This is a genomic window from Bacillus sp. JS (genome assembly GCF_000259365.1).
Taxonomy (GTDB): domain Bacteria; phylum Bacillota; class Bacilli; order Bacillales; family Bacillaceae; genus Bacillus; species Bacillus stercoris.
Window position 1 is genome coordinate 3,018,639 of sequence record NC_017743.1, and the last position, 18,862, is coordinate 3,037,500.

The following is an 18,862-nucleotide window of genomic DNA, read 5'->3' on the forward strand; positions in this document are numbered from 1 at the left end:
GTTCATACTAAAGGTATGCATCAAAGAGAAACGAGGCGATCACATTGCTTACAAAAGACCAGCTGCAGCATTTAAAAAGTGAACTGGAACAAACGAAAAAAGATATTTTAAACCGTTTTAAAGACAATGACCATTTTCAGCTCAATTCAGCCTTTCCTTATGATTCAATGGGTGAACTTTCAGCTTATGATAACCACCCCGGAGACCATGCAACCGAACTTTACGAGCGTGAAAAAGACATCGCTCTCGATTTACATGAGCGAGAGCACCTTCGGGACATTGAGCATTCATTAAAAGCGATAGAAAACGGTACGTACGGTATTTGTGAAGTCAGCGGAAAGGAAATCCCTTACGAAAGACTTGAAGCGCTTCCGACTGCCACAACACTCGCGGAGTATTCGTCACAGGACGTGGTGTCCAAAGACCGTCCGATCGAAGAAGAAACACCTTTCGGGCAATTTGAATTTGACGATGATGAAGAAATCAGAGCGCCATATGACAGTGAAGATTCCTATCAGGATGTCGAAAAATACGGTAACTCACAAACGCCGCAGGATATGGAAAATCCGCCGCTCAGCTACGATGATATGACGATGAACGCCGAAGAGAATATCGGCAATACGGAGTCTTACGAAAATTTCATTGCTACTGATATCACCGGCAAAGAAATTACAGTTTATCAAAGCAGGGCCCATGAGCGTTATGAGGAAGAGCTTGACGAAGAGGGAATCATGACAACATTCGGCGATCTCCACGCTGATTGAACCCCCGATTATCGGGGGTTCTTTTCCGTTTTCAGCATATCGGAAATCAGCCTCAAATAATCCTTTTGCAGGCCGATGTCATACCGCTCGCCCTCTAGCAATTTCCCGTAAACATTGCGTGCCCCGAGTGAAGCTTTAATCGCATCCGTTACCTGCACTTCTCCTCCGTTATCAGCTTCTAATTCGTCCAGCTTATCAAAGATATCCGGTGTAAAAATATAACGTCCTGCTGCAGCAAAATGAGATGGCGGGTTTTCTTTAGGCTTTTCCACAATATCCTGGATGCGATAAACCCCTTTTTCAACAGGCTCCCCCTTTATCACCCCGTAATGATGTAAATCCTCCGTTTTTGTTTCTTTTAAGCCGATCACACTGGACTGATATTTCGTATACGCTTCAATCAGCTGCCCTAAAGCCGGCTGATTGGCGGAAAAAATCAGATCATCGGGCAAAACGACGGCAAAAGGTTCTCCGCCTGCAAATGGCCTTCCGTAAGAAATGGCATCACCCAAACCCTTTGCATAAGGCTGGCGCACATAGTGAATCCGTATATCTGGAATTGGATGCTCACTGAGTAAATGAAGTTTATCCCGGGAGGCCAGAAAAGCTTCGAGTGCCAAAGAGGAATCGAAGTAGTCGACAATCAGGTTTTTATGGCTCGATACAACCATCAAAATGTTCTCAATGCCTGACTCCTTTAGTTCTTCAACAATATAATGAATTACAGGCTTAGACCCTACCGGAAACATTTCTTTCGGAATCACCTTCGTCACCGGCAGATTTCTCGTGCCGAATCCTCCGGCAGGAATGATCGCTTTTTTTATCATGGTATTTTCCCCTCAGCTTATGTTTATTACATGATATTCCAAGAGCGCATCCCGATGTTTGTCCATGTGAAATTAGGCGGACGCAACTGGGCAGAAAGCGGAATCACGAACCAGCCCTTTTTTAATAGGATATTGATATATGACCAGTAATCTTGAAAAGGAGCTCAGGTGATGAAAATTTGTGTGGTTGGCGCCGGATATGTCGGTTTAACTTTATCAGCGGCACTGGCATCCATCGGGCATGACATGATATGCACAGACAAAGACGTCAAAAAAATCGAGCAGCTGAAAAATGGAGACATTCCCTTTTACGAGCCTGGGCTTTCTGATGCAATAAACCATTACGGCAATCTCTCGTTTTCTTCTGAAGTGAAATCGAGCATGGAGAAATGTCCCGTCATCTTTATCGCAGTCGGAACCCCACCGCGTTCGGACGGGTCAGCTGATACGAAAGCCCTGCAGTCCGTCATCAGCGATTTGAGCGAGGCGATTCGATCGTATAAAACCATTATTACGAAAAGCACTGTTCCGCCCGGGACAAATGAAAACATAGCAAAACAGCTGGTTGCCTCCGGTGTGTCTGAAAGTTTGTTTAACATCGTATCCAATCCCGAGTTTCTGCGGGAAGGCAACGCCTTATATGACATGCTGCATCCTGACAAAACGGTCATCGGTATTCAGGAAGGCGATCACGTATCGGCAGCAATCGTCAAATCTATTTACAAACACATTGACACCCCTTATATCATTACAAGCTTAACAGGAGCAGAGCTGATCAAATATGCCAACAATTTCTTTTTAGCAGCCAAAATCTCGTTCATTAACGAAATGGCCCGTTTATGTGAAGCCTATCATTCAGATATCTCGGATATTTCCCGCGCTATTGGACTAGATCCGAGAATCGGGAGGCACTTTTTGCAGGCTGGCATCGGATACGGAGGCTCTTGTTTTCCAAAGGATCTGCAGGCGCTGCAATTTGCTGCCAAGGAAAAAAACACGGAGACCTTCCTGCTTCAAGCCGTGCAGCACATTAACGACACTCAGCTCGGCCTGTATATCAAAAAAATACAGTCATTCTTCGATACACTTCAAGGCAAGAAAGCAGCTGTACTCGGCATTTCCTTCAAACCCCATACCGATGACACCAGAAATTCTCAGGCCGTCAGACTGATTGAAGGGCTGGCAGAGCTGGGATGTGATGTTCATGCATATGATCCTGAAGCTGTCCTTCCAGAACATTTGCAGCAACATGTAACTCAGCATTCTCAAGCTTTTGATGCGATAGAAGAGAGTGACTTTTTATTTTTGGCGACAGAATGGCCTGAGTTTTTAGCGTTTGATTGGAAAAAGGCTGCAGGCATCATGAAAGGGCGTCTTGTGATTGACGGACGCAACGTACTGAAAAAAGAACCGATCGAGGCTTGCGGCCTGATCTGTACGGGGGTTGGGCGCCCATGAGAATACTCGTCACAGGAGCAGCGGGATTTATCGGCTCCCACCTCTGCGAAGAATTACTGAAGGATAAGAAACATCACGTTATCGGAATCGATGACTTTATCGGTCCTACTCCATTTTCCTTAAAATTAAAAAACCTTAAAACCCTGCTGCTAGAAAAACGATTTACGTTTATAAAGGAAAATCTGCTGACAGCGGATCTTTCTCCCTTACTAGAAGGGGTAGACGTCATCTTTCATTTGGCGGCCATTCCGGGTGTCCGCTCAAGCTGGGGCAATCATTTTCACCCATATGCCGCACATAATATCCAAGCGCTCCAAAGACTCCTTGAGGCATCCCGGGAACATCCTATTCAAACGTTCATCTTTGCATCCACCTCTTCCGTCTATGGCGAAAAACAAGGAAAAGTCAGCGAGAACACATCGCTTTCTCCTTTATCTCCGTACGGGGTAACAAAGCTTACCGGTGAAAAGCTTTGCCATGTGTATCAACAAAGCTTTGGCATTCCAATTGTGATTCTCCGTTTTTTTACCGTTTACGGACCAAGACAGCGGCCGGACATGGCTTTTCACCGGCTCATCAAGCAGCACCTTCAGCAACAGCCGCTCACGATCTTCGGTGACGGGCAGCAGTCAAGAGATTTTACTTACATCGGCGACTGTGTCAAAGGCATCACCGCTGTTCTTGGGAAACCCCACCTTATTGGTGAAACGGTAAATATCGGCGGCGCTGAACGTGCCTCAGTCTTAAAGGTTGTCTCCCTCATTGAAGAGATTTCCGGTAAAAAAGCAATACTGCACTTTTCGGACAAAATAGCAGGGGAACCGAGTAACACGTGGGCGGATATTTCAAAAGCAAAGCAGCTCTTGCATTATGATCCCGCCACATCCTTAAAGGATGGCTTGACTAACGAAATTGCCTATTTATCGTCGCTGTATCAGGGGGAATGAAAATGAAGCTTGCCTTTATCTGTACAGAAAAGCTGCCGGCGCCCGCGGTACGCGGCGGCGCTATTCAAATGATGATTGACGGTGTCACGCCCTATTTCAGCAGCCGCTACGACCTGACCATTTTTTCAATAGAAGATCCATCGCTTCCAAAAAGAGAAACGAAAAACGGCGTACATTATATCCATCTGCCAAAAGAGCATTACCGAGAGGCGGTAGCCGAAGAGCTGCGAGCCTCTTCCTTCGACCTCATTCATGTGTTTAACAGGCCTTTAAATGTCTCTTTATATAAAAAGGCTTCACCAAACAGCAAGATCATTCTGAGCCTGCATAACGAAATGTTTTCTGAAAAAAAGATGACCTTCGCGCAAGGAAAAGAAGTACTCGACAATGTCTCCATGATTACAACTGTCAGCGAATTTATTAAACAAACCGTCATCGAACGTTTCCCTGAAGCCGAGGACATCACAAAAGTCGTGTACTCGGGCGTTGATTTACACGCTTATCCGCCCGTCTGGACGACGAAAGGCGCGGCTGTCAGAGAAACATACCGAAAAAAATACGACATTGAGGATAAAAAAGTTATTTTATTCGCCGGCCGCTTAAGCCCGACAAAAGGACCTCACCTTCTCATCCACAGCATGAGACGGATTTTGCAGCAGCATCCTGATGCTGTACTTGTCATAGCGGGCGGGAAGTGGTTCAGCGATGACAGCGAAAATCAATATGTCACCTATCTTCGCAAGCTGGCGCTGCCGTACAGAGACCACGTGCTCTTTACAAAATTCATTCCCGCAGACGACATACCAAACCTTTTTCTGATGGCAGATGTATTTGTTTGCAGCTCTCAGTGGAATGAACCGCTCGCCCGTGTGAATTATGAAGCAATGGCAGCCGGCACGCCCTTAATTACCACAAACCGGGGCGGTAACGGAGAGGTCGTAAAACACGAAGTCACCGGCCTTGTCATTGACAGCTACAACAAACCTTCTTCATTTGCAAAAGCAATTGACAGAGCCTTTACAGATCAAGAATTAATGAACAAAATGACAAAAAACGGCCGTAAGCATGTAGAAGCTTTATTTACCTTTACACATGCTGCCAAACGACTCAATGAAGTTTACCAATCCGTTTTGACCCCGAAAAACAAACAATTCCCGCCGCCTTTTCTGACGCAAAACCTTGATTTATCATCAATCAATCAGCTTTTTGTGAAAGCAAAATCATAAACCTACAGCTCGCGTTGCAAAACGGGCTGTTTTTTGTTGCAGAGAGCTCAAAAAAAGGCATAAAAGTGACTTTATGCCTTTCGCTTTACAGCTGAAGAAAACCATGGAGCTGGTTTAGAATCACTTGGAAGAATGATGATTTCCACTCTAGCTTCCTCCACTAATTCTGGTTCTTCATCATCATGCTCTTCTTCCTCAAAGAGCGGCATTGAGCGTTTCGACTCACGCTCCTCCTCAGGCTCTCGAGCAGTTTCAAATTTCGTTTCTTCTTCATCATTGATGATTTTGTGTTCAGTTTCCTTTTCCTTCGTTTCTTCTTGATATTCTTTCGGTGCATTGATGTGAGGAAGCTCTCGGATGCTGCCCACAGCTAAATGCTTCTCCTCTTCCTCCTTCTCAGCTGAGATTGAGTCATGAGCCTGCCATCCCATTGACCCAGGCGGTGTAAATACGAATTGGTCGAGATCCAATTTAGAAATAGAGGCTTTTTGTCTCGAAGACCTCATGTCAATTCGCCTCCCGATACGCTTTTATCTTTTTATAGAGTTCCGGCAGTTTATCCAAAAACGAATCTTTAGATTCTTCAACGGAAATCATATTTTGCAGCGCCCAGTTATACTTCTCATCTGACCACGTTTTCTTTTGCTTCAAATAATATTTATGGCCGATTGCACAGAACAAATGCGGAAACGCGAGATCAATCCAAAGTACCTCATACTGTTTTTCTGTGAGCGGATACACTTTGTCATAGGCCGCAAGCAGCGCAACCATGAAATCAGTATCCCACACAGAAAGCTTAACCATCACTTTATTCAGCAGAATACGAAGGTCTCTTGAAGGCAAATCGTAGGTAATCGAGTGAAGCTCCTTTAAAAAGGGCTCCCCGTCGATCTCAGTCAAACGTGCCAATGTAAAATCCTGAAAACAGAATCCGCCATGCTCGAGCGTTTCTTTTGTCCAGGTTTCGTATTCTGAGTCATCAAGCGCTTGAAGTGCTTCTTTTCCTCTTGCCAGCATTTTATCAGCATGTTTTAAGAAAGTTTGCGAAAATACGTCATCAGGATAAGATGCTGCGATCTGCATATTCCCTTCAAGTTCCTGCAGCTTCCATCGGTATAATTTATGCCATTTTCCCAGCCTGCTTCTCTTCTTGCTTTCATCTGTGCAAACATATCCTTTTGACGCATGATGAAAATGGCCTGCAAACGACATGACTTTTTTCATTTGCTCTGCATCATAGTAAATCATTTCTTTTCCTGTCACTTTGTCATATAAGCTGTAAGAAACCTGATCCGTGCCCAAGCAGCTACCGCCATTTTTTGTTTGATGAATCGGCGCTATCGGCAGCCCTTTCTCTTGTAAATGGGCATGAGCCTGAGTAATAAAAAGCATCCGCTCCGGCTTCATTTGCGCTTCTTTTAGCAGCTTTGGGCCATGATCAGTTTGAACTTCCCAGATTTTGCGCCCGCTTTTGTTCGATTTCAGCGCCACATTGTCAATATGAAAAGGATAATAGCTGAGAATTTCAGACACAATCTGTTCTTCATGCTCTTTTTGGTACACTCTGTTCACCCCTTCTATCTGTTCTTTTCATAGACGCTGAGCAGATTTTCAGCTACCCTCTGCCAGCCGAAATTGCTTTCTGCCTCACGGCGGCTGTATTTCCCAAGCCGTTCCCGCTTTTCCGAGCTTCTCAGCAAATCATTGATATGTTCGGCATATTGTTTAGGATTTTCAAAGTCATGAATGATGTAGCCGTTTTTCCCTTCCTCTATGACCTCTGGATTGCCTCCCCGATTGCTTGTAATGATAGGCAGTCCCGCAGCCATCGCTTCATAATGCACCCTTGCTAAAGGTTCCTGCCACTGTGAAGAGCACACAAATACATCTGACATGGTATAAAGGCGCGGAATGTCCTTTGGCTTCACAAATTGAATAAATGTGACATGATCCTTTTGCATCGCGCCAAGGGTATGAAGATGTTTGACATAGTTATTTAACTCATTATCTCCGAACCATTTGGACCCGATAAACACCATCATGACATCGGGATGCTCCTCAATGATGTCCGGCAAAGCCTGCAATAAAATGTGCGGGCCTTTGACTTTGCTAAGACGGCCGACAAATAGGACGATTTTTTTGCCGTGAAGCCCCAGCTCGCTTCGCATCTCTTCGCGAGCCCGCTGTCCTTCATTCGTCCAGCGGGGATGGTACGCTTTTAAATCCACACCGGAATAAACTGTTTTTGTTTTTGATCGGGCTGACGGAAAACGGCTTGTGATCGTCTGTCCGATATAATCGCTGACCGTAACAATCTGCGCTACGGAATCGATGCAAATCTCTCCTTCTGCCTGGCTGATTTTATCGTAAGCAAACATTTCATTGTGAACGCTTAATATAAAAACAGCGTCCGGCGCCTGTTTCTTCAATTTTGGAACCCAGCTTGGGCGATTACAAACATGCACAAGGTCAAAGCGGCTCCTTCTCAGCTCTTCTCCAACAGCTTCTTCATAACGGTCTTCATCCAAATGTACATAATGGACACCGTCTGCAGTCTCTCTATCAGCGAGATTAGGATCTTTAATAGAAAACACAGTCACCTCATGTTTTTTGGCAATTAAAGGGGCAACCGCTTCGAGGTAGATTTGAATGGCGCCTCCTCGAACCGATGGGACAGGAAGCTTCTCTGTGGCGATCAGTGCTATTTTCATACATAGCCTCCATTCCTGCATGATTTTTAACTAGTTAGAATCATGATACGGCTGATCAACCAACTTGTGCGGATTGGGACTGCCCCAAAAACAAAACGGGTAAACAACCATATTCTTCTAGTAAATATAGTCAAATATCTCAATCATTTTTTCCTTTTGATTCATAAGGTAGGAGTAAAACAGGTAAGGATGTGTCCTTTAATGGCAGAAAACCACGAAGTCATTGAGGAGGGGAATTCATCAGAGCTTCCTTTATCAGCAGAAGATGAAAAAAAATTAACGAAGCTGGCTGAAAATGTGCTTCAAGGATGGGATGTGCATGCTGAAAAAATAGACGTCATTCAGGGAAATCAGATGGCGCTGGTCTGGAAGGTCCACACAGGCTCCGGCGCGGTTTGTCTGAAACGAATACACAGACCAGAAAAGAAAGCGTTATTTTCCATTTTTGCGCAGGATTATTTAGCAAAAAAAGGCATGAATGTTCCTGGCATACTCCCAAACAAAAAAGGCAGCCTATATTCCAAGCACGGCTCCTTTCTATTTGTCGTATATGATTGGATCGAAGGAAGACCGTTTGAGCTGACTGTAAAGCAGGACTTGGAGTTTATCATGAAAGGCCTTGCTGATTTCCATACAGCGTCCGTCGGTTATCAGCCGCCGAATGGCGTTCCCGTATTTACCAAATTAGGGCGCTGGCCGAATCACTACACGAAACGGTGCAAACAGATGGAAACGTGGAAGCTGATGGCGAGAGCGGAAAAAGAAGACCCTTTCTCACAGCTTTATCTTCAGGAGATAGACCGCTTCATTGAAGACGGCCTGCGCATCAAAGACCAGCTTTTGCAATCGGCCTATGTTCCATGGACTGAACAGCTGAAAAAAAGCCCTAACCTTTGCCACCAGGATTACGGAACCGGAAATACACTCTTAGGAGAAAATGAACAGATTTGGGTCATCGACTTAGATACCGTATCATTTGATCTGCCTATTCGTGATTTGCGCAAAATGATTATTCCGCTTTTGGATACGACGGGCGTTTGGGATGACGAGACATTTCATGTCATGCTGAACGCATACGAATCCAGAGCCCCATTAACTGAAGAACAAAAACAAGTCATGTTTATAGATATGCTGTTTCCTTATGAGCTTTACGATGTCATTCGCGAAAAATACGTCCGCAAGTCTGCTTTACCGAAGGAAGAATTAGAATCAGCTTTTGAATATGAACGCATTAAATCAAACGCATTGCAGCAGCTGATTTAAATCCATCATTTCCCCCGCATATCGGGGGTTTGATCTTTATAAGCTAAAGGGTAAGTATAAATGTAAAATAAATACATACGGAGGTTGCAAACATGAAAAAGATAATCGGCGCCATAGCAGTTTTTGTGATTACATACGCGCTGTTTTCAGCCGCAGGATACCTGTTTCCTGTTGACCAAGAATGGTACAATTCATTAAAAAAACCCGACTGGACGCCAAGCGGTTCTGCAATCGGCATCATTTGGGCCATTCTGTTTGCCCTGATCTCCCTTTCAGCTGCCATTATATATGCTGCGTTTTCTTTTAAAGGTGCGAAAAGCTTTTGGTTTGCGCTTTTAATAAATTACGTGCTCAATCAGGCATTCAGCTATTTCCAGTTTACGCAAAAAAATCTGCTGGCTGCATCGATTGACTGCCTGCTTGTCGCCATCACAGCAATCGTATTACTGATCATTGCGAAAAAATACAGCAGAGCCGCAAGCTATCTTCTTTTGCCTTATTTTTTATGGAGTGCATTTGCGACGTTCTTATCCTTTACTATCGATTCAATGAATCTGTGAACAAAAAAAGCCGCTTATACAGCGGCTTTTTCATATCATCGGCTTGATGCCCCAAATGTCCTTCGCATATTCCCGGATCGTGCGGTCGCTGGAGAAATATCCAGAATGAGCAATGTTTACAATCGAACGCTCAGACCATTTCCTTCGTTCTCGATAATCAGCTTGAATTCGCTCTTGCGCATCTGCATATGAGCTGAAATCCTTCAGTACAAAATACTCATCATTATGCGGGAGCAGTGAGTCATAGATCGATTCGAACTCATCTGCTTCTCCCTCAAAAAAACCATTGATCAGCTGATCGACTACCTGTCTGATTCTCCGGTCATGCTGATAATATTCCCTCGATCTATAACCGCCGTTTTCCTGATATGATAGAACATCATCCGCTTTTAAGCCGAACGTGTAAATACAATCAGGGCCCACCCGCTCAAGGATTTCGATATTAGCGCCATCATGCGTGCCGATTGTCAAAGCGCCGTTCATCATAAACTTCATATTTCCTGTACCAGACGCTTCCTTGCTTGCGGTTGAAATTTGCTCACTTACATCTGATGCCGGAAAAATTCGCTCAGCCATAGAAACTCTATAATTTTCTAAAAAAACAACTTTGATCAGCTGTTTGACCGCCGGATCATAATTGACTTTATCTGCGACAGAATGGATCAGCTTAATGATTTTCTTGGCATAATAGTAGCTTGGTGAAGCCTTTGCCCCGAAAATAAAGGTTTGCGGGTAGATTGAAAACCCAGCGTCCTCCTTGAGGCGGTTATACAAATACATAATGTGAAGAACATTCAACAGCTGACGTTTATATGCATGAAGCCGTTTCACCTGAACGTCGAATATGCTGTCAGGGTTCACAACCACCCCTGCCGTGCAAAAAATCAAATCGGCAAGCTCTTGTTTTTTCTTGCTTTTGTTGTTTTGAAACTGTTCAATAAATGCAGGATCAGAGGCGTACGATTCTAAATGGATCAGTGATTCCGGCTGTTTCACCCATTCATCGCCGATCGCCTCTGTAATGATGGCAGACAAGCCTGGATTCGCTTTTAACAGCCAGCGCCTGTGGGCAATCCCATTCGTCTTATTGTTAAAACGATTCGGGAACAGCAAGTGAAAGTCACGCATCTCTCTTTCCTTTAATATATCGGAATGAATTTTTGCAACACCATTTACACTGTAACTGCCTACTATGGCCAGATGAGCCATTTTGACAACACCATGCGCTGTAATCGCCATGTTCTCTATCCTTTTCCAGTCTCCAGGATACTTTTCCCAAACTGCGCGGCAAAACCTTTCATTGATCTCTTCAATAATCATATACATGCGCGGGAGCAGCGGCCTAAACAAATGAATCGGCCATTTCTCAAGCGCTTCTGACAATGTTGTATGATTCGTATAAGAGATCGTATGTACAGTGATATGCCAAGCTTCTTCCCAGCTCATGTCCTCTTCATCGAGCAAAATCCGCATCAGCTCAGGCACCGCAAGCGCAGGGTGAGTGTCATTAATATGAATGCTCACTTTTTTATGCAGGCCGGATAAAGATTTATGTGTTTTTCGGTAATTGTTTACAATGCTTTTTAAGCTTGCGCATACCAAAAAATACTGCTGCTTCAGACGTAAAATTTTCCCCTCGTCATGGGTGTCATCGGGATATAAAAATTCAGAAACCGCTTCTGTTTCCCGCTTATAAGACAAAATATTACCGCCATGATAATGCGCATAGGGCTCGGCGTTCCAAAGCCTTAACGTATTGACAGTGCCCGTTTCATAGCCGATGACCGGAATATCATAAGGAACAGCGGTTACAATTGTCGCTTGTTCGTGGCGAAAATGCAGACGCCCGCTTTTTTCTGTCATATGCACCTCGCCCCAAAATGGAACGTCAACTGCCTGATCCGCATTCCTTACTTCCCATACATTCCCGTTTTTCAGCCATTGCTCAGGCAGCTCCACCTGATGCCCGTCTACAATTTTTTGCTCAAACAAGCCATGCTTGTAACGGATGCCCATCCCGTGCCCCGGCAAGTTCAACGAAGCAAGAGAATCTAAAAAGCAAGCGGCCAACCGGCCAAGCCCGCCGTTGCCGAGACCAGCATCGTTCTCTATCTGAAGGATCTCCTCTAAATTGATGCCGATATCCTTTAAACCAGCTTCTACAACATCACGAACACCGAGATTCATTAAGTTTTGTTCAAGGAGCTGACCGAGCAGAAATTCGATTGATAAATAATATGTCTGCTTCCCGGAATTGGATCTGCTTTTTTCATTCGTCTTGATCCAATCTGCACTGATATACTCTCTGACCATATTGCCCAACGTTTTATATTGATCCAGCTTGGCAGAATCTTTAAAGCTTTTTCCGCACGTCATTTCCAGGCGCTTTAAAAATAAATCTGCAAAGCGTTCTTTACTCGAGAACATCCCGTCCACTCCTTGTCACATGCTCGAAAATGCGCTGATACTCTTTAGCCGACTTCCCCCAGCTGTAATCTGCATTCATTGCGGTCTTCATGATGCTCTGCCATACATCCTGTTGGCGATAAAACGACAGCGCCCTTTCAATCGTAAATTTCAGGTCATGCGCATTGAAGGCGGAAAATGTAAAACCATTGCCCGTCCCCTCTTCCTCCTGATAGGAACGGACAGTGTCGTAAAGTCCGCCCGTTTCTCTAACAATGGGAATGGCGCCATATTGAAGAGCAATGAGCTGCCCCAAGCCGCACGGCTCAAATTTCGACGGCATCAAAAACATATCAGATCCCGCATAAATTTGGTGGGCAAGCGGCTCATCAAACCCAATATAAGCTCGGCACTTCTCATGAAAAGCAAATTCTGCATGTCGGAAATAATCTTCAAATTCACGTTCTCCTGTGCCCAGCACAACCAGCTGTATGTCTTGCTCCTCAAGAAGCTCGTGCATAATTCTGCGGACAAGATCAAGCCCCTTTTGTTTAGTGAGCCTTGTCACCATACTGATCAGCGGAATATCGTTTTTCTCTGGAAGCCCCATTCGCCGCTGAAGCTTCGTTTTGTTTTCCATCTTGCATGCAAGATGTTCCGAGTCGTATTGCGCCTCTATATAAGGATCGCTTTTCGGCTGATAGAACGTATCATCAATGCCATTTAATATGCCCGTTACATCATTTTCCCTATATTGCAAAACCTGTTCCAGCTGCTCACCATAATACGGAGTCAAGATTTCATTTCTGTAAGTAGGGCTCACAGTCGTCACATGATCAGCCGCAATGATGCCCGCCTTCATAAAATTAACAAATCCGTTGCATTCTAACCTTTCATAGTGAAAATGATCCATCTCAAGACCCAGCAAGTCATGTGTGACATCGGGAGGGAATATGCCTTGAAACTGTAAGTTGTGAATCGTGAGCACGCTTTTCATCCGTTCATAAAAAGGATGTTTTCTGTACTCCTCTTTCAGCAAATAATTGACCATCGCTGTATGCCAATCGTGAGTATGAACAATATCGGCTGGAACATTCACAACTTTGGCAGCCTCCAGCACAGCTCTTGAAAAAAAGGCAAACCGCTCACCGTCATCATAATGCCCATACAATGAATCCCTGTTGAAATAGTACTCATTGTCGATGAAGTAATAATTCACATCATCCTCTGCCATATGTTCAATTCCGCAATATTGCTGCCGCCAGCCGACAGCTACGGTACACTCAGCCTTTTTTTTCATACGCATTTTCCACGGCTCAGGTATTTGGCTGTACTTCGGCAGCATCACAGCTACCTCATTGTCTAATCGCGCAAGCGCCTTCGGAAGAGCACCTGCTACATCGGCAAGACCTCCGGATTTAACAAATGGGGTACATTCAGACACAGCAAATAATATCTTCAAGAATTCATCAGCTCTCCTTGCACCAAACCTTTTCTTAATACAAGCGGCTGGTCAGCTGTTCCAGCAGCTTCCGTCGCCTTGCCGATTTTAACGTCCTTATCAGAAATGACCTGCTCAAGAAGACAATCCTCGCCAATCTGCGTTTTTTGCATAATAATGCAGTTTTTCAGCTTCGTACCCTTTCCAACATGGACCGCCCTGAACAAAATGCAGTTTTCAACCTCTCCTTCAAGCACACAGCCGTTTGCCACCAAAGAATTTTTGACAGTGCTGTGTTTTCCGTATTTCGTCGGCGGTTCATCCTTCACTTTTGTGTAGATCGGCTGCTGCGGCAAAAACACCTGCTGCCAAAAACGAGGCTGAATGAGTTCCATACTGTGGGTATAATATTTTTCCACCGAATCAATAACAGCGGCATAACCTGAATATTCATAAGGGCAAATGGTCAAGGCGGAAGCTTCCTTTTCAACAGCCTCCTGAATGGTTTTATAGCCTTTTTCGCTATGTCCGTAGATCAGCTCCTTTAAAAGTGTTGTAGACATGATGTAGATTTGCAGCGACTGGCCGTCCTGAAATACCTCGGTGACATCGCAGCCAACCTCCTGATGGCGTTTCAGCACATATTGAAATTGAATGTTGCATACGGTATGGCTGTTGGAGATAACAGCATATTGCTGCGTGCTTCTGTGGAAGTAATCTAGATGGTCCGAAAACTGGCGAAAGGAACCGAATTCATCGTATTCGTGATGAAGATGGGGAGACGGGAAAAAAAAGAGACCGTCCTTTTTCCGATGCAAATCCCATTCCTTACCTGCCCCAAGGTGATCCATGAGCGAACGGTAACGATACTTCGGAAAAATGGCAACACTCCTAATATCCGCATTCACCATGTTGGAAAGCATAAAATCAATCAGACGGTATCTGCCGGCAAAAGGAATCGCCCCAAGCGACCGCTGTGCTGTTAAATCCTGAAGAGAATGCTTATATGTGGTTTCATCTATAACACCTAACATTTGATTATTGAACACTGATTCTGCCCCCTGTTCAGTAATTAAATCAATTCTTTTTCTACAAATTCCTCTGAAACGAGCAGCACCTCTTCAATGTCTTTTTCGGAGCGAATCACTGCACCATCCGGGAGCACCATCCCCTTAGGAACGATGGCATTTTCAATCACTACATGCTCCCCAATCGTCACATCCGGCATGATGACGGATGATTTGACAGTCGCATACTTACCGACAGTCACACCTTGAAAAAGAACGGAGTGAGACACATTTCCATACACAACACAGCCTTCGTTCACAAGCGAATCTTGAACCTGCGCATCAGATGAAATAAATTGCGGGGGCTGATTTGGATTGACGGAGTAAATTTTCCATTTGCGTTCAAACAGCTTCAGCTCCGAGTCCTCTTTTAATAAATCCATATTGGCTTCCCACAAGCTCTGCACTGTTCCGACATCCTTCCAATATCCTTTGAACGGATAAGCGGAAAGCTTCTTTTTCTCCTTTAAAAGCAGAGGAATAATGTCCTTGCCGAAGTCGTGGCTAGAATAAGGGTTCTGATCGTCCATCTCAAGATACTGTTTCAAAAGCGGCCAATTGAAGATATAAATTCCCATTGAGGCAAGATTGCTCTTAGGGAACTTAGGCTTTTCATCAAATTGTGTGATCGTCCCATCTGGATTGGCCTTCATAATCCCGAACCGGCTTGCTTCCTCCCAGCCCACTTCAATGACAGAGATGGTCACATCCGCTTTCTTTTCAATGTGAAAATCAAGCATTTTGCCGTAATCCATTTTGTATATGTGATCTCCTGATAAAATCAGTACATACTCAGGATCATACTGATTCAAATAATTGAGATTTTCATAAATGGCGCTTGCCGTCCCTTTATACCATTTGACTTCTGACGACTCGGCATAAGGAGGTAAAACCGTCACTCCGCCATTATATCTATCAAGATCCCATGCACTGCCGATTCCAATATAGGAATTCAGCTCAAGCGGCTGATATTGCGTTAAAATCCCGACTGTGTCTATGCCTGAATTAGAACAGTTGCTTAGGGTAAAATCAATAATCCTGTATTTTCCCCCGAAAGATACAGCCGGTTTGGCCATATTTTTTGTTAATCCGCTGAGACGGCTGCCCTTTCCGCCGGCAAGGAGCATGGCTACACATTGTTTTTTCATCTTTTTATCTCTCCTCTTTTTCTAACCGCCCGTAAAATCGAGATGCCGTAAGGGGGGATGGTCATCGTGATATAACAAGGTTTATGATGAAGAGCTCCCTTTTTGGCCGATAACGGCTTTTTATTGATTTGTCCTGAGCCTCCATATGTTTCACTGTCACTGTTCAGCACTTCGATGTATTGGGTAAAAAAAGGAACTCCAACATCATATTGATGATAGACCGCGGGTGTAAAATTACAAATGATGACAAGCGCCTCACTATGCTTTTTGCCATAGCGAATAAAAGAAAAGATTGATTGTTCGTCATTATGGACATCAATCCATTCAAATGATTGTGCACGATGGTCATGTTCATAAAGGATTTTGCTTTTTTGATAAAAGCGGAGAAGATCTTGCGTAAAAACGCTGGCTTTCTGATGCATGGGGAAGGAGTCCAAAAACCAATCAAGCTGTTCTGTATCTTTCCATTCATCAAATTGGGCAAACTCTGATCCCATAAAGATTAATTTCTTTCCGGGATGCACTGTCATATAGCCCAGCAAAAGCCGATACTGGGCAAATTTCTGCCAGTAGTCGCCAGGCATTTTATTAAGAAGTGATTTTTTCCCGTATACGACTTCATCATGAGAAAACGGCAACACAAAATGTTCACTAAACGCATACAGTAATGAAAAAGAGATAAGCTGATGACAATGCCGCCTTTCTTCAGGCGGCGTCTCCATGTATTTCAGTACGTCATTCATCCATCCCATATTCCATTTATAATGAAAACCAAGCCCCCCTTCCTCAACGGCACCTGTCACTTGAGGCCATTCTGTAGAATCTTCCGCGATCATCATCACCTGTGGATACGCCTCTCTCATGGTTTGATTGAGTTTTTTTAAAAATTCAACAGCATATGGATTCGTGTGGCGTTCATCCTGATTTGGCCAATACAAGATATTAGCCACTGCATCAACCCTAAATCCATCTATATGATAGAATTCCGCCCAGTACAACGCATTCGAAATTAAAAAACTATGAACTTCTGGTTTTCCCAGGTCAAAATTTGCCGTACCCCATAACCAGTTCTCCCGATCACGTTCTTCTTTGTATTCATAAAGCGGTTCTCCATCAAACATATAAAGGCCATGTGCATCTTTACAAAAATGTCCAGGAACCCAATCTAAAATGACTCCGATATTTTGTTGATGACATTCATCAACAAACCTCATCAGATCGTGCGGTGTGCCAAACCTGCTTGTCGGGCTGTAATACCCCGTTCCTTGGTAGCCCCAGGAACGATCATATGGATGCTCATACACTGGAAGCAGTTCAATATGGGTAAACCCATGCTCTTTGATATACGGAATAAGTGTCTGACTTAACTCTTTATAGGAGTAATGCCTGCCATCAGAATGCTTCTTCCAAGACCCGAGATGCAGTTCATAAATGAAAACAGGTTTCTCATACAGCGTCTTAGTCTTCTGTTTCTTTTGCCATTTTTGATCTTGCCAGCTGTACCCTTCCAAATCGTAAGTAAGTGACGCTGTGTTTGGTCTGACTTCTGAATAAATGGCGTATGGATCTGCCTTCAGCCTAATCTCACCGCAATTCGTCACGATTTCATATTTATATCGTTCCTTTTCTCCTAAACCCGGAATAAATAACGTCCAAATGCCATTATCATTCACTCTGTGCATCACATGCTGTTCTCCCGACCAGCTGTTAAAATCCCCAGCCACTCGTACTTCCGACGCATGAGGCGCCCACACACAGAATTCATATCCGCTTGTGCCATTCAGCTCACGAAAATGCGAGCCAAACAGCTGATAGCTTTTAAACAGACTGCCTTCGTGAAAAAGATAAACATCATGTGCTGTAGGGCTGGCAGCGGCCATGTAATCATCCTTTCTGACATCATAGTTTTCATTTATAGTATTTATTCGAAGAAATAAAAAAAAGCCCTTTCCTGAAAGCGCTTATACTTATAGACAATTAACTTCATTTTCTGAAGAAAAACAAAATATATGGAGATTTTTGTTGCCTGTTTTAAAATAAAGAACGAAGCTTATGACATATCCATGATTGATAAAAATAAAAAAGCCTTGCAGGATATGCAAGGCTTCTGGATGACCCGTACGGGATTCGAACCCGTGTTACCGCCGTGAAAGGGCGGTGTCTTAACCGCTTGACCAACGGGCCGACAATTATAAATTTATATCTGTAATCATATGGCGGAGAAGGAGGGATTTGAACCCTCGCGCCGCTTACACGACCTACACCCTTAGCAGGGGCGCCTCTTCAGCCACTTGAGTACTTCTCCATATGGCTCCACAGGCAGGATTCGAACCTGCGACCGATCGGTTAACAGCCGATAGCTCTACCACTGAGCTACTGTGGAATATAAAAGTCATGGTGGGCCTGAATGGACTCGAACCATCGACCTCACGCTTATCAGGCGTGCGCTCTAACCAGCTGAGCTACAGGCCCATGACGATATAAAAATGGAGCGGGTGATGGGAATCGAACCCACGACATCAGCTTGGAAGGCTGAGGTTTTACCACTAAACTACACCCGCAATTTTTATTTGGGGCGATTGATGGGAATCGAACCCACGAATGCCAGAGCCACAATCTGGTGCGTTAACCACTTCGCCACAACCGCCAAAATATATATTGATAAAATGGTGGCTCGGGACGGAATCGAACCGCCGACACACGGATTTTCAGTCCGTTGCTCTACCAACTGAGCTACCGAGCCTAAGTATTTAAATGGCGGTCCGGACGGGACTCGAACCCGCGACCTCCTGCGTGACAGGCAGGCATTCTAACCAACTGAACTACCGGACCATTTTAAAATTTGGTTGCGGGGGCAGGATTTGAACCTGCGACCTTCGGGTTATGAGCCCGACGAGCTACCGAACTGCTCCACCCCGCGATGATTGGGAATATGTATGGCGGAGGAAGAGGGATTCGAACCCCCGCGGGCTTTGACACCCCTGTCGGTTTTCAAGACCGATCCCTTCAGCCAGACTTGGGTATTCCTCCGTATAGTGGTGGAC

15 protein-coding genes and 11 tRNA genes (1 of these 26 running past the window's edge) are annotated in these 18,862 nt (G+C 44.5%); 6 read left to right on the forward strand and 20 right to left on the reverse strand.

Translation table 11 applies throughout. From position 1 onward, the window contains the following. Positions 1-44 precede the first annotated feature (44 nt). A complete protein-coding gene (locus MY9_RS15315; protein WP_014665108.1) occupies positions 45-764 on the forward strand; it encodes a yteA family sporulation protein in 720 nt (239 codons plus the stop codon). Between the two features lie 8 nt (positions 765-772). Here MY9_RS15315 and MY9_RS15320 read toward each other — a convergent pair whose 3' ends face one another. Then, a complete protein-coding gene (locus MY9_RS15320) occupies positions 773-1,591 on the reverse strand; it encodes a UTP--glucose-1-phosphate uridylyltransferase (protein ID WP_014665109.1) in 819 nt (272 codons plus the stop codon). A 171-nt stretch (positions 1,592-1,762) separates the two neighbouring features. Here MY9_RS15320 and MY9_RS15325 point away from each other — a divergent pair, with 171 nt between their 5' ends. The 3 genes from MY9_RS15325 to MY9_RS15335 are packed head-to-tail and all read left to right on the forward strand — an operon-like array spanning position 1,763 to position 5,222. After that, the gene (locus MY9_RS15325; RefSeq protein ID WP_014665111.1) at positions 1,763-3,049 is read left to right on the forward strand and encodes a UDP-glucose dehydrogenase family protein; all 1,287 of its coding nucleotides are present in this window, start codon (positions 1,763-1,765) and stop codon (positions 3,047-3,049) included. Then, positions 3,046-3,996, forward strand: a complete 951-nt coding sequence (locus MY9_RS15330; RefSeq protein ID WP_014665112.1) for an NAD-dependent epimerase/dehydratase family protein — start codon at positions 3,046-3,048, stop codon at positions 3,994-3,996. The genes MY9_RS15325 and MY9_RS15330 overlap by 4 nt, the downstream gene beginning before the upstream one ends. A 2-nt stretch (positions 3,997-3,998) precedes the next feature. Beyond that, entirely contained in the window at positions 3,999-5,222 is a 1,224-nt protein-coding gene (locus tag MY9_RS15335; protein WP_014665113.1) for a glycosyltransferase family 4 protein, read from the forward strand. A 71-nt stretch (positions 5,223-5,293) separates the two neighbouring features. Here the strand turns inward: MY9_RS15335 and MY9_RS15340 are convergent, their stop codons facing one another. The 3 genes from MY9_RS15340 to cotSA are packed head-to-tail and all read right to left on the reverse strand — an operon-like array spanning position 5,294 to position 7,933. Then, positions 5,294-5,728, reverse strand: a complete 435-nt coding sequence (locus MY9_RS15340) for a hypothetical protein (RefSeq protein WP_014665114.1) — start codon at positions 5,726-5,728, stop codon at positions 5,294-5,296. A gap of 1 nt (position 5,729) precedes the next feature. Beyond that, positions 5,730-6,785 (reverse strand): spore coat putative kinase CotS, encoded by a 1,056-nt coding sequence (gene cotS / locus MY9_RS15345; protein ID WP_014665115.1) that lies wholly within the window; start codon positions 6,783-6,785, stop codon positions 5,730-5,732. 14 nt (positions 6,786-6,799) lie between these two features. Continuing rightward, positions 6,800-7,933, reverse strand: a complete 1,134-nt coding sequence (gene cotSA / locus MY9_RS15350; RefSeq protein ID WP_014665116.1) for a spore coat protein CotSA — start codon at positions 7,931-7,933, stop codon at positions 6,800-6,802. Positions 7,934-8,122: 189 nt separating this feature from the next. On the opposite strand from cotSA, the gene cotI reads away from it, so the two are divergent. Next, a complete protein-coding gene (gene cotI / locus MY9_RS15355) occupies positions 8,123-9,196 on the forward strand; it encodes a spore coat kinase CotI (protein WP_081483640.1) in 1,074 nt (357 codons plus the stop codon). Positions 9,197-9,288: 92 nt separating this feature from the next. Beyond that, the gene (locus MY9_RS15360; RefSeq protein WP_014665118.1) at positions 9,289-9,756 is read left to right on the forward strand and encodes a TspO/MBR family protein; all 468 of its coding nucleotides are present in this window, start codon (positions 9,289-9,291) and stop codon (positions 9,754-9,756) included. Positions 9,757-9,786: 30 nt separating this feature from the next. Here MY9_RS15360 and glgP read toward each other — a convergent pair whose 3' ends face one another. From glgP to MY9_RS15440, 16 genes are all read right to left on the reverse strand, one after another. Then, positions 9,787-12,183 (reverse strand): glycogen phosphorylase GlgP, encoded by a 2,397-nt coding sequence (gene glgP / locus MY9_RS15365; RefSeq protein WP_014665119.1) that lies wholly within the window; start codon positions 12,181-12,183, stop codon positions 9,787-9,789. Then, positions 12,170-13,624, reverse strand: a complete 1,455-nt coding sequence (gene glgA, locus MY9_RS15370) for a glycogen synthase GlgA (protein WP_014665120.1) — start codon at positions 13,622-13,624, stop codon at positions 12,170-12,172. The genes glgP and glgA overlap by 14 nt, the downstream gene beginning before the upstream one ends. After that, complete coding sequence (gene glgD / locus MY9_RS15375) at positions 13,621-14,652, reverse strand: glucose-1-phosphate adenylyltransferase subunit GlgD (protein WP_014665121.1); 1,032 nt, start codon at positions 14,650-14,652, stop codon at positions 13,621-13,623. The genes glgA and glgD overlap by 4 nt, the downstream gene beginning before the upstream one ends. 23 nt (positions 14,653-14,675) lie before the next feature. Beyond that, positions 14,676-15,818, reverse strand: coding sequence for a glucose-1-phosphate adenylyltransferase (locus tag MY9_RS15380; RefSeq protein ID WP_014665122.1), 1,143 nt, complete (start codon positions 15,816-15,818; stop codon positions 14,676-14,678). Continuing rightward, a complete protein-coding gene (gene glgB, locus MY9_RS15385; protein WP_014665123.1) occupies positions 15,815-17,698 on the reverse strand; it encodes a 1,4-alpha-glucan branching enzyme in 1,884 nt (627 codons plus the stop codon). The genes MY9_RS15380 and glgB overlap by 4 nt, the downstream gene beginning before the upstream one ends. 232 nt (positions 17,699-17,930) lie before the next feature. Further along, positions 17,931-18,002: transfer RNA gene (locus tag MY9_RS15390), tRNA-Glu, on the reverse strand. 30 nt (positions 18,003-18,032) lie between these two features. Then, positions 18,033-18,123, reverse strand: a tRNA-Ser gene (locus tag MY9_RS15395). 3 nt (positions 18,124-18,126) lie between these two features. Then, a tRNA-Asn gene (locus MY9_RS15400) sits at positions 18,127-18,201 on the reverse strand. Positions 18,202-18,213: 12 nt separating this feature from the next. Continuing rightward, positions 18,214-18,290: transfer RNA gene (locus MY9_RS15405), tRNA-Ile, on the reverse strand. 15 nt (positions 18,291-18,305) lie between these two features. Continuing rightward, positions 18,306-18,379: transfer RNA gene (locus tag MY9_RS15410), tRNA-Gly, on the reverse strand. 10 nt (positions 18,380-18,389) lie between these two features. Further along, positions 18,390-18,465, reverse strand: a tRNA-His gene (locus MY9_RS15415). A gap of 20 nt (positions 18,466-18,485) precedes the next feature. Then, a tRNA-Phe gene (locus MY9_RS15420) sits at positions 18,486-18,561 on the reverse strand. Positions 18,562-18,573: 12 nt separating this feature from the next. Next, positions 18,574-18,650 (reverse strand) — tRNA-Asp (locus MY9_RS15425). Positions 18,651-18,661: 11 nt separating this feature from the next. Beyond that, positions 18,662-18,738: transfer RNA gene (locus MY9_RS15430), tRNA-Met, on the reverse strand. Positions 18,739-18,755: 17 nt separating this feature from the next. After that, a tRNA-Ser gene (locus tag MY9_RS15435) sits at positions 18,756-18,848 on the reverse strand. Between the two features lie 6 nt (positions 18,849-18,854). Beyond that, positions 18,855-18,862: transfer RNA gene (locus MY9_RS15440), tRNA-Ile, on the reverse strand; it runs 69 nt beyond the window's last position.

Excerpts from the sequence above, each read along its gene's own strand:
- MY9_RS15320 (WP_014665109.1), bottom strand. The coding sequence starts at position 1,591 with ATGATAAAAAAAGCGATCATTCCTGCCGGAGGATTCGGCACGAGAAAT.
- MY9_RS15325 (WP_014665111.1), top strand. The coding sequence starts at position 1,763 with ATGAAAATTTGTGTGGTTGGCGCCGGATATGTCGGTTTAACTTTATCA.
- MY9_RS15330 (WP_014665112.1), top strand. The coding sequence starts at position 3,046 with ATGAGAATACTCGTCACAGGAGCAGCGGGATTTATCGGCTCCCACCTC.
- MY9_RS15335 (WP_014665113.1), top strand. The coding sequence starts at position 3,999 with ATGAAGCTTGCCTTTATCTGTACAGAAAAGCTGCCGGCGCCCGCGGTA.
- MY9_RS15340 (WP_014665114.1), bottom strand. The coding sequence starts at position 5,728 with ATGAGGTCTTCGAGACAAAAAGCCTCTATTTCTAAATTGGATCTCGAC.
- cotSA (WP_014665116.1), bottom strand. The coding sequence starts at position 7,933 with ATGAAAATAGCACTGATCGCCACAGAGAAGCTTCCTGTCCCATCGGTT.
- cotI (WP_081483640.1), top strand. The coding sequence starts at position 8,123 with ATGTGTCCTTTAATGGCAGAAAACCACGAAGTCATTGAGGAGGGGAAT.
- MY9_RS15360 (WP_014665118.1), top strand. The coding sequence starts at position 9,289 with ATGAAAAAGATAATCGGCGCCATAGCAGTTTTTGTGATTACATACGCG.
- glgP (WP_014665119.1), bottom strand. The coding sequence starts at position 12,183 with ATGTTCTCGAGTAAAGAACGCTTTGCAGATTTATTTTTAAAGCGCCTG.
- MY9_RS15380 (WP_014665122.1), bottom strand. The coding sequence starts at position 15,818 with ATGAAAAAACAATGTGTAGCCATGCTCCTTGCCGGCGGAAAGGGCAGC.
- glgB (WP_014665123.1), bottom strand. The coding sequence starts at position 17,698 with ATGGCCGCTGCCAGCCCTACAGCACATGATGTTTATCTTTTTCACGAA.